Annotated in this window: 9 protein-coding genes; 6 read left to right on the plus strand and 3 right to left on the minus strand. The window is 68.2% G+C overall.

Going from position 1 to position 14,932, the window contains the following annotated elements; translation table 11 throughout:
* Window positions 1-2 precede the first annotated feature (2 nt).
* On the minus strand, window positions 3-335 hold the full coding sequence (gene cutA / locus H9658_RS17260; protein WP_179569055.1) for a divalent-cation tolerance protein CutA: 333 nt from the start codon (window positions 333-335) through the stop codon (window positions 3-5).
* Between the two features lie 366 nt (window positions 336-701).
* Window positions 702-2,471, minus strand: a complete 1,770-nt coding sequence (locus H9658_RS17265) for an endonuclease (RefSeq protein ID WP_191826281.1) — start codon at window positions 2,469-2,471, stop codon at window positions 702-704.
* A 274-nt stretch (window positions 2,472-2,745) separates the two neighbouring features.
* Between H9658_RS17265 and H9658_RS17270 the strand changes: the two genes are divergently transcribed.
* The 5 genes from H9658_RS17270 (at window position 2,746) to H9658_RS17290 (ending at window position 10,668) form a co-directional block, all read left to right on the plus strand.
* Window positions 2,746-3,033: a co-chaperone GroES gene (locus tag H9658_RS17270; protein WP_003470504.1), complete on the plus strand. Its 288-nt coding sequence runs from the start codon at window positions 2,746-2,748 to the stop codon at window positions 3,031-3,033.
* A 137-nt stretch (window positions 3,034-3,170) separates the two neighbouring features.
* Window positions 3,171-4,820 (plus strand): chaperonin GroEL, encoded by a 1,650-nt coding sequence (groL, locus tag H9658_RS17275; RefSeq protein ID WP_179569051.1) that lies wholly within the window; start codon window positions 3,171-3,173, stop codon window positions 4,818-4,820.
* 592 nt (window positions 4,821-5,412) lie between these two features.
* A complete protein-coding gene (locus H9658_RS17280) occupies window positions 5,413-8,304 on the plus strand; it encodes a TonB-dependent receptor plug domain-containing protein (protein WP_225210060.1) in 2,892 nt (963 codons plus the stop codon).
* A 346-nt stretch (window positions 8,305-8,650) separates the two neighbouring features.
* Window positions 8,651-9,724 (plus strand): 3-deoxy-7-phosphoheptulonate synthase, encoded by a 1,074-nt coding sequence (locus H9658_RS17285; protein ID WP_191826282.1) that lies wholly within the window; start codon window positions 8,651-8,653, stop codon window positions 9,722-9,724.
* A gap of 659 nt (window positions 9,725-10,383) precedes the next feature.
* Window positions 10,384-10,668, plus strand: a complete 285-nt coding sequence (locus H9658_RS17290; RefSeq protein WP_191826283.1) for a GIY-YIG nuclease family protein — start codon at window positions 10,384-10,386, stop codon at window positions 10,666-10,668.
* A 360-nt stretch (window positions 10,669-11,028) separates the two neighbouring features.
* Here the strand turns inward: H9658_RS17290 and H9658_RS17295 are convergent, their stop codons facing one another.
* The gene (locus H9658_RS17295) at window positions 11,029-12,549 is read right to left on the minus strand and encodes an acetyl-CoA hydrolase/transferase family protein (RefSeq protein ID WP_191826284.1); all 1,521 of its coding nucleotides are present in this window, start codon (window positions 12,547-12,549) and stop codon (window positions 11,029-11,031) included.
* 74 nt (window positions 12,550-12,623) lie between these two features.
* Here H9658_RS17295 and H9658_RS17300 point away from each other — a divergent pair, with 74 nt between their 5' ends.
* Window positions 12,624-14,909: a translocation/assembly module TamB domain-containing protein gene (locus tag H9658_RS17300; RefSeq protein ID WP_225210061.1), complete on the plus strand. Its 2,286-nt coding sequence runs from the start codon at window positions 12,624-12,626 to the stop codon at window positions 14,907-14,909.
* Window positions 14,910-14,932: the final 23 nt, after the last annotated feature.

Genomic DNA, 14,932 nt, shown 5'->3' on the forward strand with positions numbered 1-14,932 from the left:
GCTTACGGTTCCTCACGGGTTTCGGCATACACCCACTGCAGGTAGGCGGGCAGGCCGCCGGCGACCTCGACCTCGATCAGTTCGGGGACGTCGAAGGGGTGCAGTTCGCTCAGCCGCCGCTGCAACGCGGGGACGCGGTCGGCGGCGGTCTTGATCAGCAGCAGCACTTCCTCGGCCTGCTCCACGGCGTCCTGCCAGCGATAGGTGGCGTGCACGCCGGGCAGGCGGCTCACGCACGCGGCCAACCGTTCTTCGACCAAGACCTGGGCGATCCGCGCGGCGCTGGCCGGATCGGGGCAGGTGCTGAACAGCAAACGGAGTGGGGGCGAAGACATGCGGCCGACAGTATAGGGACGCCGGCAGGGCTTTGCCGGGCCTGGTTCGGGCATGAGTGCGCGCTCGCGGGCGCGCGGTTGCAGGCCTGCGCGGGGCGGCCGCGGAGGGCGCTGGCCGGGCATGGCACTGGGCCGTGCGGCAGCGACCCGCTGCGCAGCGGGAACGGCGTGGCAGTTGAGTGGTTGTGGCGGCAGGAAAGTAGGGCCGCGACGGTGCCGGGGGCGCGCGGCAGCGGCGGCTATCTACCGCCGAGCCTTCATTGCATGTACGGGTTGCATGTACGGGCGACGCCGGATGGCCCCGGGGCCACCCGGGTCGCTCGCAGACCCTCCGGCGCGCCGCGATCGGCGCGCCGGAGGTCCGGCTCAGTTGAGCAGCTGGCAGGTCGCCGGCTTGGCCGAGGTGAACAGCGAGGAAGTCGCCCACTCCGGGTGATCGATGAACGGATTGCGGTTGCCCTGGAAGCTGTACACCACTTCATTGCGGGCACGCTCGGCGTCGTCCGGCGGATCCTGCTGGCTCCACGCGATCAGCGTCGACAGCAGGCCCATGTAGGCCGGCGAGGCCGAGGTCTGCACGATTTTGCTGCGGTCGTCGGTCAGTTCCAGATCCGGCTCGGACTGCCCGGTGGCCGTGTCGGTGCCGCCTTCGTAGCGGATCGCCATGTACATGACCGCGCGTGCCATGTCGCCCTTGCGGTGGTTCCACACTTCGAAGCTGCCGCCATTGCCGTCCGGGGTGCGCACCCAGTTGGAGTTGCCCGGGTAGCTGCCGCTGCCGCCGCCGAAGCCGGCGTTGGCCTCGGTGATGCGCTCGCCGCAGTTGCTGTCGCAGTTCGCGTACGGCTTGTTGCCGCGGTCGGCGTTCCAGGTGGAGTCGGTCAGGTACAGCATGTGCGTGTCGGTGTACGGCGCGTAGGGCAGGCCCTTGTCGCCGCTGGCGGTGCCGAAGCCCAGCGAGTTCGGCCAGCTGTGCTCGCGGTTGTATTTCAGCCCGCTGCCGCTGCCGGCGCGGTCGGTGACCTTGGCGTAGCTGCGGTTGCGGTAGGCGTCGAGGATGCGCCCGCTGTTGTTCGGGTCCTCGTCGGCGATCTCCAGGATGGTCCAGGTGCTGGTGCCGGAGCTGCTGCTGTACGGGTAGACGGTGTGGCCCTTGATCGTCTCGTGCAGCGAGCAGCGCAACTGGCTGGCGTTGGAGGTGTTGACCCGCGAGTAGTAGCCGCTGGTACCGCCGCCGCTGCCGCTGGCGACGCTGAAGGCGATGCTGCTGTCCTGCGCCGGATGCGCGCCGCCGGCGTCGCTGATCCTTGCCGCCAGGATGCTCAGGCTGCAGCTTTCGCCGGCGGCCAGGGCGGTGTTGGTGGAGATCGCGAACTGGCTGCCGCTGCTCGGGTAGCTCAGCGCCACCGTGCCGGACTGGCTGCAGCTCAGGCCGAACGCGCCGCTGGCCAGGGTCACCGCCTCGCTGAAGGTCACCGCCAGGTCGCCGGCTGCGGGGAAGTTGCTGGCGCCCTGCGCTGGCGTGGTCGCGGTCACCGACGGCGCGGCGTTGCTGCTGCCGCCGCTGAAGGTCTGGCCGCTGTTGCAGGCGCCGAAGCTGCTGGCCGAACTGCCGGCCCAGCTGAAGTCGGACGCGGCGCTGCCGTTGCTGCCGCGCAGCTGCAGCGAGGTGCCGGCCGCGGTGCTGTTGCTCTCGCTGACCGGCAGGTTCTGGCTGGTCAGGCCGGCGGCGGGGCCGCCGCCGCCGGTGATCGCGCCCTCGTAGCTGAGGAACTGCACCACCTGGCCGCTGCCGTCGACCAGCGCCAGGCCGTCGTTGGGGCCGTTCTGCACGCCGTTGCTGGCATAGCTGACGGTGGCGATGCGCACCTGCCCGCCGCAGGTGACCAGGCTGCCGGCCGGCACTGAGGTCGTGGCATAGACGGCCGCGGCGCTGGGGCTGCTGCCGTTGTACAGGTAGACCTTGTAGCCGCTCAGGCTCTCGCCGGCGGTGGCGACGATCTCCACGCCCTCGCCGGTATCGCCGGCGGCGGTGGCATCGTCGTAGTGCAATTCGTTGATGAACACGGCGGCCTGGGCGTGGCCGGCCAGGGCCAGCAGACAGGCGAGAGGTAAGGCAACGGCGGATGGCTTCATCGACAACTCCTTTTGGATGGTCCCCCCTGGGTCTGCGAGCCTAGCCTGCCTCTGTGACAGCGTTGCGGAATCCGGGTACCAGTTCCGCGGCCGGGCGGGCGCCGAAGCGAAATTTTTTTGTCGCCAGCCCTTGAAAGGGCGCCGGCCAGCACCACATCTTGCGCATCCCGGCGTACCGGGTTTTTTCGCGAGCGTTGCTGGCAGTCGTCACATGCGAGTGCTAACATCGCCAGCCTTTCCTAGACCAATCAATCACTTAAGAGGGTCTCTCTCAATGAGCATCAAGCCGCTTCACGACCGCGTCGTAGTCAAGCCGATCGAAGCCGACGAAATTTCCGCCGGCGGCATCGTGATCCCGGATTCGGCCAAGGAAAAGTCCACCAAGGGCGAGATCGTGGCCATCGGCAGCGGCAAGCCGCTGGACAACGGCAGCGTCCGCGCTCCGGCGGTCAAGGTCGGCGACAAGGTCATCTACGGCCAGTACGCCGGCTCCAGCTACAAGGCCGAAGGCGTCGAGTACAAGGTGCTGCGCGAAGACGACATCCTGGCGATCGTCGGCTAAAACGCCGCCGATCGCGGGATTCGGGAGTGGGGATTCGGGATTCGCGCTGCGCTCGTCGCGCCGCGGTCCCGGATCTCCCCCGAAGCTCGCTCTCAGCCAATCCCTAATCCCAAATCACGAATCCCGGAGTTACACACATGGCTGCCAAAGATATCCGTTTCGGTGAAGACGCTCGTTCGCGCATGGTGCGCGGCGTCAACATTCTCGCCAATGCCGTCAAGGCCACCCTGGGCCCGAAGGGCCGCAACGTCGTGCTCGAGAAGAGCTTCGGCGCGCCGACCATCACCAAGGACGGCGTCTCCGTCGCCAAGGAAATCGAACTGGCCGACAAGTTCGAGAACATGGGCGCGCAGATGGTGAAGGAAGTCGCGTCCAAGACCTCCGACAACGCCGGCGACGGCACCACCACCGCCACCGTGCTGGCGCAGGCGCTGATCCGCGAAGGTTCCAAGGCGGTCGCCGCCGGCATGAACCCGATGGACCTCAAGCGCGGTATCGACCAGGCCGTCAAGGCCGCCGTGGCCGAGCTGAAGAAGATCAGCAAGCCCACCGCCGACGACAAGGCGATCGCCCAGGTCGGCACCATCTCGGCCAACTCCGACGAGTCGATCGGCAACATCATCGCCGACGCGATGAAGAAGGTTGGCAAGGAAGGCGTCATCACCGTTGAAGAAGGCTCGGGCCTGGACAACGAGCTGGACGTGGTCGAGGGCATGCAGTTCGACCGCGGCTACCTGTCGCCGTACTTCATCAACAACCAGCAGAGCCAGTCGGCCGACCTGGACGACCCGTTCATCCTGCTGCACGACAAGAAGATCTCCAACGTGCGCGACCTGCTGCCGGTGCTGGAAGGCGTGGCCAAGTCGGGCAAGCCGCTGCTGATCGTGGCTGAGGAAGTCGAAGGCGAAGCGCTGGCGACCCTGGTGGTCAACACCATCCGCGGCATCGTCAAGGTCGTCGCGGTCAAGGCGCCGGGCTTCGGCGATCGTCGCAAGGCGATGCTGGAAGACATGGCCACCCTGACCGGCGGCACCGTGATCTCCGAGGAAGTGGGCCTGGCGCTGGAGAAGGCGACCATCAAGGACCTGGGCCGCGCCAAGAAGGTGCAGGTCTCCAAGGAGAACACCACCATCATCGACGGCGCTGGCGACAGCTCGGCGATCGAGTCGCGCATCAAGCAGATCAAGGCGCAGATCGAAGAGACCTCTTCGGACTACGACCGCGAGAAGCTGCAGGAGCGCGTGGCCAAGCTGGCCGGCGGCGTGGCGGTGATCAAGGTCGGCGCTTCGACCGAAATCGAGATGAAGGAAAAGAAGGCGCGCGTCGAAGACGCCCTGCACGCGACCCGTGCGGCCGTGGAAGAAGGCGTGGTCCCGGGCGGCGGTGTGGCCCTGGTGCGCGCGCTGACCGCGATCGGCGAGCTGAAGGGCGCCAACGAAGATCAGACCCACGGCATCCAGATCGCGCTGCGCGCGATGGAAGCGCCGCTGCGCGAGATCGTCACCAACGCCGGTGAAGAGCCGTCGGTGATCCTGAACCGGGTCAAGGAAGGCACCGGCAACTTCGGCTACAACGCCGCCAACGGCGAGTTCGGCGACATGGTCGAGTTCGGCATCCTGGATCCGACCAAGGTGACCCGTTCGGCGCTGCAGAACGCCGCGTCGATCGCCGGCCTGATGATCACCACCGAAGCGATGGTGGCCGAAGCGCCGAAGAAGGACGAGCCGGCCGGCGGCGCCGGTGGCATGGGCGGCGGCATGGGCGGCATGGGCGGCATGGATTTCTGATCCGCGCCGGCGCAAGCCGACCTGCAGTACGCAGTGAAAAGGAGCCCCGCAGCGATGCGGGGCTTTTTTTATGCGTTTGCGGGGCATGTGCACGCGCCGCGCGCGCATGTCGGTTGCATGCGAGGCGCCGTGCGATTAGTCGTGGCGAATCGCGGCACGGCGGAGCGTAGGAGGCAGGGCGATTGCCCGCGGCGACGCATGCCACACAGCACACACCGAATCCTCGCGCGCGGAGGGCAGTGCCAGCTTCGCTGCGCGGTCGGTGGCGGCGCATCCCGCGCAAATCGGCGCCTCTCGCAACGAATCGCGCACAAAGCGGCATCGTCTACAAGATCCATGTGGCGACGTGTTGACAACGTTGTCGCCGCATTGCAGGTTAGGTCCGCGAGCGCGTCAGGGGATAGGCGCGCCCGCATCGCTCGTCTTCCTTCTGCGCGCCGATGAGGCGCAACGCAGCGCGTGCCATCGCACGCGTGCGGCTGCGCTGTGGGCAACGACACGAGGCTCCTCGTGTGGTCGCGGGACGGGGACGCGCATCGTCGCCGCCGTCGTCCGTCGGCATTCCACGCCAGCCCGCAGCAGGGAGATCCGCATGCCTCGTCACCCCTTCACCACTCTCGCGCTCGGCATCGTGCTGGCGTTGCATGGCGCGCCCGACGCGCTGGCGCAGGACGCCGCCGACGATGCGGCGCCCAAGGCCGCCGCCACCGACCTGGGCCAGGTCGTGGTCACCGGATCGCGGATCAAACGCTCGGAAGTGGAGGGCGCCGAACCGGTGGTGGTGATCAGCGCGCAGCAGATCCAGCAGGAAGGCTTCCTCACCGTGTACGACGTGCTCAACACGTTGAACCAGCAGGGCAGCGTCGAGGCCGATACCAAATACGGCTCGCACACGCCCAACGCCTCGCCGGTGAGCCTGCGCGACCTCGGCCCGGGCCGCACCCTGTTGCTGGTCAATGGCCACCGCGTCGCCGATTACCCGCAGCCGTACGCGGGCGAGAGCAACTTCGCCAACTACAGCAGCATCCCGTCGGCGGCGGTGGAGCGGATCGAGATCCTTACCGGCGGCGCCTCGGCGATCTACGGTTCCGATGCGGTGGCCGGTGTGATCAACGTGATCCTGAAGAAGGGCTACGAGGGCAACCAGGTGCGGCTGCGCGGCGGCACCGCCACCGAAGGCGGCCGTGACGTGTTCGACCTGTCCTGGGTCGGCGGCACCAGCGGCGACAGGTGGAACCTGACCTATGCGCTGCAGTGGACGCGGCGCGATCCGCTGTCGGTCGGCGAACGCCCGAAGATGGACGACCAGGACGACGAGTCCTACAGCAACTGGACCGCGCAGGCGCGCAAGTACGGCTTCAATTCCTACACCGGCCTGACCCTGCTCGATGCCGACACCAACCAACGCCTGGCCCCGCCCAGCGGCACCTGCGCGCGCTTCGGCGGCCAGTTCGTCGATTCGCAGCGGCTCAGCTACGACTACAACAGCGATACGCTCACCAATCTCGGCGGCTACTGCGGCATGGCCCACGACTACGCCGACTGGCTCGCCGCCAGCGGTGGCGACAGCGGCTCGGCCTATCTGTACGGCACCTTCGATTTCGACAACGGCATGCAGGCCTGGAGCACGCTGTCGGTGAACAAGAGCATCGGCTACTGGACCTACGATCCGCCCTACGTCTATCTGGGCCCGTTCCACGACACCGGCACCGACCGCAACCTGTACGCGATCCGCCAGCTGACCCGCTACGAATCCGGCGGCTGGAAGAATCTGGCCAACACCACCAAGGAACTGTCCTGGGATCTGAGCGCCGGCCTCAAGGGCACGCTGGCCGACCGCTTCGACTGGGAAGTCGCGCTCGGCCGCGCGCGCTACACCACCGACGAATACGTGCGCACCGTGGACACGCAGAAGGCCACCGACTACTTCCTCGGCGCGCAGTTGGGCAGCACCGCCGACGGCACGCCGATCTACGATCTCAACGAGGAGCGCTGGTACCAGCCGCTCAGCGGCGCGCAGTACAACGACCTGGCGGTGAAGGCGCACAACCAGGCCGATTCGTGGGTCAACCAGGCCAGCGCCAACATCACCGGCGAACTGTTCCAGGGCTGGGCCGGGCCGATCAAGTTCGCCGCGGTCGGCGAGGTCGCCAAACAGGGCTACCGGCTCGATCCGGATCCGTGCGCCAACACCTGCTATCCGCTGGACGTGGTCGACTACGGCGGCGGCGAACGCCTGCGCTATTCCGGCGGCATCGAGTTCGACGTGCCGCTGCTGTCCTCGCTCAATGCCAGCCTGGCCGCGCGCCACGACCGCTACGGCGACTACACCTCCTACAACAGCGACCTGGGCTCGGCGATCGGCAAGCAGAGCGACACCACCTGGAGCGCCGGCCTGGAGTGGCGTCCGCTGAGCACGCTGCTGCTGCGCGGCAGCCTCGCCACCAGCTTCCGCGCCCCGGACATGCACTACGTGCTCGGCGAACCCAGCTCCACCCAGCAGACCGTGATCGACCAGTACCGCTGCATCCAGCAGGGCTACTACCTGACCGGCGGCTGCAGCGCCGAGAACGCCGACGTCTACTACCTGATGCAGGTCAACCGCCGCGGCACCCCGGACCTGGAATCGGAGCACGGGCGCTCGGCCACCGCCGGCTTCGTGTGGGACATCGCCGACGGCCTGTCGCTGACCGTGGATTACTACAAGATCCGCCTGCAGGACATGATCAAGGACCTCAACCGCGACGAGATCCTGACCGCCGAAGCGGGCTGCCGCACCGGCCTCACCACTGCCGGCGGGGTGTGGGTCAACCCGGGCGGCGCCGAATACTGCGCGCGCATCGTCTCGCGGGTGACGCGCGACGCCGCCGGCCGCGTCGTCGATATCGAGCAGGGGCCGATCAACATCGCGCAGATGCAGGTCTCCGGCGTCGATGCCTCGCTGAAGTACCGCGTGAACACCGCGCGCTGGGGCAACTTCAGTTTCGGCCTGGACTACAACAACCTGATCAGCTATCGCGAGCAGACCTACCGCACCGACGCCTACAAGAACCTTCGCGACCAGAAGATCCGCAGCAAGCTGCGCGGCAGCGTGCACTGGGAGAACGGCGGCCCGCTGGACCTGACCGTCTACGCCAAGCGCTTCGGCTCCACCCAGGCGGTGAACTGGGGCACCTGCACGCGCTTCGACGACGGCTACCAGCCGAGTCCCTCCGACGAATGCCGGGTCACCGACAGCGCCAACCCGCACTTCGGCGACAGCACAAGCCGTTACTTCGGCCGCGTCGGCCCGGCGGTGTACTGGAACCTCACCGCCGGCTACCGCATCACCCCGAAGATGAAGGTGAACCTGTACGTCAACAACGTGCTCAACACCACCGGCTACGACAACAAGGAACGCTACTACGGCTACCAGTTCTACAACACCACGCTGTACGACGCGATCGGGCGCGAAGTGGCGGCGGAGTATGTGTTCGATTTCTAGAGGCCGGGATTGGGGAGTCGGGATTCGGGATTGGGAGACGTCGCGAATCGCTGGGGCCGTCGGTCTTTGCGACTCCCCAATCTCCAATCCCGAATCCCGGCTCCATCCAGTTGCCAATGCAACTGTGGCGCCGCCAAAAATCCTGTGCTATCAATGCATCCCATGAACGCCAACCGCAGCTTTTATTTTTGGTACTACGGTTTTCCGATGCCGCTGGCGGAGGAAGGAGTGCGTTCACCCTGAAGGAAACTTCAGCCGCATCCCCGAAAGCCGCCAGCGAACCTGGCGGCTTTTTTCATGCCGCCGGACCTGGTCCCCCACCCAGAACCCGACCGAGAGATTCCCCATGGCTCCCCATACCGACGATCTGCGCATCCGCAAGATCGAACCGCTGACCCCGCCCGCCCACCTGCTGTCGCTGCTGCCCTGCGACGAAGAGGCCTCGCAGACCGTGGCCGCCTCGCGCGCGGCGCTGCACGAGATCCTGCACGGCCGCGACGACCGCCTGGCGGTGGTGATCGGCCCGTGCTCGATCCACGATCCGGTGGCGGCGATGGAGTACGCCCAGCGCCTGCGTCCGCTGCGCGACACCTACGGCGATGCGCTGGAGATCGTGATGCGGGTGTATTTCGAGAAGCCGCGCACCACGGTCGGCTGGAAGGGCCTGATCAACGATCCCAATCTCGACGGCAGCTTCGACATCAACAAGGGCCTGCGCCTGGCGCGCGGCCTGCTGCGCGACATCAACCGCCTCGGCCTGCCGGCCGGCGTGGAATTCCTCGACATCATCTCGCCGCAGTACATCGCCGACCTGGTGGCCTGGGGCGCGATCGGCGCGCGCACCACCGAAAGCCAGGTGCACCGCGAACTGGCCTCGGGCCTGTCGTGCCCGGTCGGATTCAAGAACGGCACCAGCGGCGACGTCAAGATCGCGGTCGATGCGGTCGGCGCGGCCTCGCATCCGCACCATTTCCTGGCGGTGACCAAGGACGGACAGACCGCGGTCGCCACCACCACCGGCAATCCCGATTGCCACGTGATCCTGCGCGGCGGCAAGCTGCCCAACTACGACGCGGCCAGCGTCGCCGCCGCCGGCCAGGTGTTGGAGAAGGCCGGATTGCCGGCACGGCTGATGGTCGACGCCAGCCACGCCAACAGCGGCAAGAACCCGGACAACCAGCCGAAGGTGATCGAGGACATCGCCGCGCAGTTGGAGGCCGGGCAGACCCGCATCGTCGGCGCCATGGTGGAGAGCCATCTGGTCGGCGGCCGCCAGGAACTGGTGGAAAGCCAATCGCTGGTCTATGGGCAGAGCATCACCGACGGCTGCATCGATTGGGACAGCTCGGTGCAGGTGCTGGAGCGCTTGGCGCAGGCGGTGCGCGCACGGCGCCAGGCGCGGTTGTCGCAGGCGGCCTGAGCGGCGTGGCGGAGCGGTGTGGCGGAGCGGCAGGCATCGGGCCAGGAGCCCGATGCGTGTCGCCCGACAGACTCGCCGCTATCACGATGCCCGCCGTGGCCAGTCTGTAGGAGCGGCTTCAGCCGCGACGAGCGAAGCCGCGATCGCTCCAACTCCGGTGACAGCAGGGGTGGAAACCTCTTCCGCAGCGCGTGTAGCAGGGGGCGCACGTCTTTGTAGGCGGCTTCAGCTGCGCCATGCCGGCGTCGTCCGCAAAAGGCTGGGGGGCGCTTCCGATCCGGTGCGGGCACGGGTCGTCGAAGCGGTGTTGATCTGGTGGCAGATTGCAGGCAACGCCCAGGGTGTCCGTTGGGTGTCGCCCAAAAAGACCCGGCCGTGCCGTCGAATCCAAAGGGAGAGAGCCTCTTCATCGACGGCATCCGGCCGGTGGTGAATTTATGCGCCCGTGCCTTGGCTGCGGTTTGCCGGTGTGTGCCAGCGGCTGGCAAGGTGTTCGGGTTGCGTTAAAGCCGGTTTCGTGGCCGTTCAGCGCCGCGACGCGGTCGCGATGATGGGCGCCGGCATCGGATGAGCAGTGGCATGCGCAGAAGTCGAACGCATACGGCGATGCGGCGCTCGCGAACGGTGGCGCAAATCCCGCGCTGGCCGATAATGCGCCCATGGCCGACTCCACGCCCTGGTTCCTGTACCTGCTCGAATGCCGCAACGGCAGCTACTACGCGGGCATCACCCTCGACCTCGAGGCGCGCTACCGGGCACATCTGCGCGGCACCGGCGCCAAGTACACCCGCGCCAACCCGCCGCTGCGGCTGTTGGCCAGCCGCGCCTATCCGGACCGCGCCGCCGCCTCGCGCGCCGAATACGCGCTCAAGCAACTGCCGCGCGCGCGCAAGCTGGCGTTCCTGAGCGAGCCTGAAGGGGTTTCGCTGTCAATTGACGCGTAACGGAGGCTGCGAAGGTTTCGGCCTCGATCGCGTCTGCGACCGGCCAGCATCGCTGCTTCGTTCGTCGCGACTGAAGTCGCTCCTACAGGGAGCTTGCGGTGAGCTTGCCGGGTGCACTGTGGGAGGGGATTCAGCCCCAACTTTTTCCGAAGCGGGCGAGCCCCGCCGCGTCGTTTGTCGCGGCTGAAGCCGCTCCTACAGGGACTGCGGCTTGCTTGCTGGGTGCACTGTAGGAGGGGCTTCAGCCCCGACCGATCACCGAAACGGTCGCGGTCCGGGCGTCGCTTGTCGCGGCTGAAGCCGCTCCTACAAAAGCACGCCGGAGCCGCGGCGATGGCACTGCGTAGCGCGCTGGATGGGTCAACTCGCCGCGTGCATCGTCCCGGTATCCAACCAGCGCTGATGCCAGGACAGTGCTTCGGGCAGCAGGTGCGGGGTGTGCTTGCCGTAGCTGTCGCGCAGCGCGCGGTCGAAATACTCCTCCAGTTGCGCGCGGTAGCTCGGGTCCACGCAATGGTCGATCAGCTGCCGTGCGCGGTGCCGCGGCGGCAGGCCGCGCAGGTCGGCCAGGCCGTGTTCGGTGACGATGATGGAGACGTCGTGCTCGGTGTGGTCCACGTGGCTGACCATCGGCACGATCGCCGAGATGCTGCCGTGCTTGGCGGTGCTGGGGCTGAGGAAGATCGACAGGAAGCCGTTGCGGGCGAAGTCGCCGGAGCCGCCGATGCCGTTCATGATGCGGCTGCCCATCACGTGGGTGGAATTGACGTTGCCGTACAGGTCGGCCTCGATCATGCCGTTCATGCCGATGCAGCCCAGCCGCCGGACCAGTTCCGGATGGTTGGAGATCTCCTGCGTGCGCAGGATGATGCGCTCGCGGTAGAAATCGATGTTGCGCTTGAACTCCTCGTTCGCCTCCGGGCTCAGCGCGAAACCGGTGCACGAGGCCACCTTCAGCACGCCGCTGCGCAGCAGGTCGAGCATGCCGTCCTGGATCACTTCGGTGAAGGCGCTCAGGTCGCGGAAGCCGCTGCTGGCCAGGCCGGCCAGCACCGCGTTGGGGATGTTGCCCACGCCCGACTGCAGCGGCAGCAGGTTGGCCGGCAGCCGGCCCTTGCTTACTTCGTGCTGGAGGAAGTCGATCAGGTGCGCGGCGATGCGCTCGCTGGTGGCGTCGGCCGGGGTGAACGGGCTGTTGCGGTCCGGGCCGTGGGTGCGCACCACCGCCACGATCTTGTCCGGATCGCAGCGCAGCGACGGCTCGCCGATGCGGTCGTCGGCGTGCAGCAGCGGGATCGGCTTGCGCTGCGGCGGCAGCGCGGTGCCGTAGTACACGTCGTGCATGCCGTCGATGCCGGCCGGCTGCCAGTCGTTGACCTCGACGATCACCTTCTTGGCCAGGTCCAGCCAGGTCTTGTTGTTGCCGATCGAGGTGGACGGGATCAGGCTGCCGTCTTCGCGGATGCCGGCCACTTCCACCACCGCGGTGTCGATCTCGCCGTAGAAGCCGAACCACACGTGCTGGGCGACATGGCTGAGGTGGATGTCGATGTAGTCCAGGGTGCCGGCATTGATCCGCTGGCGCGCGTCCGGGTCGGTCTGGAACGGCATGCGCAGGGCGATGCCGTCGGCCTTGGCCAGTGCGCCGTCCAGTTCCGGCGCGGTGGAGGCGCCGGTCATCAGCCGGATCTTGAACGCCTGGCCCTGCAGGTGCGCGGCCTCGATCCGCTGCGCCAGCGCGATCGGCACCGCCTTCGGGTAGCCCGAGCCGGTGAAGCCGCTCATCGCCACCGTCTCGCCGGGCTGGATCAGTGCGGCGGCGGCCTCGGCGGTGACGATGCGCTCGCGCAGGCGCGGGTGGAGGATGCGTTCGGCGGACATGGGGCAACCGTGCAGGGAAGGGAGACCCCGATTATCGCGGATCGCGCCCGGAGTGGGTTTGCGGCGATGGTGCAATGGCGCGCCGCGGTCCGGCTTTCACGCGCCTCACGCCGCGCCGCGGCGATAGTGCCCCGGTGCCGCCCTTCGCCCGCCTCTCGCCGAATGCCGCCCTCGAACGCTACCGGCGCTTGCCGCGTCCGTGGCGCCTGCTGCTGCGCGGGCTGCTGATCGCCTATCTGCTGTACCTGCTGCTGGGCAACGTGTTCCTCAACACGCCGCTGTTCGACATGGCGACCAACCGCAAGCCGGAAAAATTCCGCATGCAGACCGGCCCGGCGCTGACCGTGCTGCCGGGCTTCGTCACTGCATGGGACGTGCGCATGCGCGGGCATGTGCAGCGCAGCGTCTGGGTCCTGCGCGCGGATCGCGCCAGCGCGCGCATCGCGCTGTTGCCGCTGCTGCACCGCGAGGTGCGGTTGCCATGGATGGAGGCGGTGAACGTGATCGGCGAGATCGACCGCGTCGCCGATGCCATCCCGCCGCCGCCTCAAAGCGATCAGGGCTGGACCCTACGCTTCGACGCGATCCACAGCGGCACGCTGCGCCGGGCACGCATCGGCGAACTGGCGATCGAAGGCAAGGGCCATGGCACGGTGGGGTTCCTGAAACAACTCAAGGGCGGGCCGTCGGAACTGTTCCCGTCGCAGATCGTGTTCGACGACGCCAGCGTGCGCTACGGCAAGCGCCAGATCGCCGACCAGGCGCATCTGGACGCGCGCTTCTCGTTCCCGCGTCACTACCGGGCGCAGGCGCCGGGCCTGCGCAAGCTCGGCATCGCCGACCTGGCGCTGCAGCTGCACGGGCGCAGCGTGGCGCTGCGGATCGACACCGCCGGGACCCACACGCGCTTGAGCACCGAACCCGGGCTCGGCCATGTGGATGCGAACCTGCGCATGCGGCGCGGCGAACTGCAGCCGGGCAGCAAGCTCACCTGGCGGGTGCCGCTGCACGCCGGCGTCGGCGCCACCGACCGCGGCGTGCTGGCGCTGCTGCTCGATGTCGATCGCGACATCCGGTTGCGCGCGCGCCTGCCCGGGCAGGTCGATCCGCGCAGCATGCTCGATGCCGATGTGCGCATCGCCGGGCGTAGCGTGCCGTTCGCCGAGCCGGCGTCGCTGTTGCCGCGCGTGTCCGGCACGGTGCAGGGACGCTGGCATTTCGAATCGCTGAACTGGATCAGCGACCTGCTGGTGCGCAAGCCGTGGTTCCGGCTCGACGGCGGCGGCGACGTGGCCGCCGATCTGCGCCTGGCGCATGGCGCGCTGCAGCCGGGCAGCCGCCTCGACGTGCCCGACGTGCAGGCCGTGGCCGATGTGCTGCGGCTGCGCATCCGCGGCCAGGCGCAGGCGGTCGGACGCATCGTCGGCACTGCCGCGCAGCCGCGCACCCAGGTCGACGTGCGCATGCGCACCTTCGCGCTGGCGCCGCTGGCCGAACCCAAGGCGATCTTCGTGCAAGGCGAGAACCTGCGCCTGGACCTGGAGGGCGATGGCGCGCTGGCGACGCTGAAGGAATCGTTGCAGGCGCGCATGCGCTTCGACGATGCGCGCGTGCCCGACCTGCGCGCCTACAACCGCTACCTGCCGGCAGCGCAGGTGCGCGTGCTGGGCGGCAGCGGATCGCTCAGCGGCGACCTGCACCTGGACGCGGCCGGGCAGGTGGGCGAAGGCAATGTGCGCGTGCGCGGCCGCCAGGCGCGGCTGCAGGCGGCGGGACTGGCGCTGGCGGGCGACCTGGATCTCGATGCGCGGCTGCGGCGCGCGGAACTGCAGGGCAAGCGCTTCGACCTGAGCGGCAGCACGCTGCGCCTGCAGGGCGTGCGCTACGGCGACGGCGCCAAGCAGCGCGACTGGTGGGCCACGCTGCGCGTGCCGCAGGGACGCATCGCCGCAACGCCGGCCACGCAGGCCGATGCGCAGGTGCAGATCCAGATGCGCGATGCCGGGCCGGTGCTGGCGGTGTTCGCGCAGCGCAGCGATGCGCCGGCCTGGCTGCTCAAGCTGGTCGACGCCGGGCAACTGGAGGCGAGCGGCCAGCTGCGCTGGCGCAAGGACGCGCTGTGGCTGGATCGCTTGCAGGCGGAAAACCAGCGCCTGTCGCTGCGTGCGCGGCTGCGCGTCGGCGATGCCGGCACCCAGGGCGAACTGTATGCGCGCTGGGGCGTGCTCGGCGTCGGCGTGGCGCTGCGCGGCGAACAGCGGCAATGGCATCTGCTCGGCGCGCGCGAATGGTACGAGCGGCAACCGGCGTGGTTGTCGGACACGCTGCCCGCGCCAGCCCCGACGCCGTCGGCGCCCTGACCCGGCATAAGCCGTGGTCCTCT

It is taken from the genome of Xanthomonas bonasiae, assembly GCF_014836395.1.
Lineage (GTDB): Bacteria > Pseudomonadota > Gammaproteobacteria > Xanthomonadales > Xanthomonadaceae > Xanthomonas_A > Xanthomonas_A bonasiae.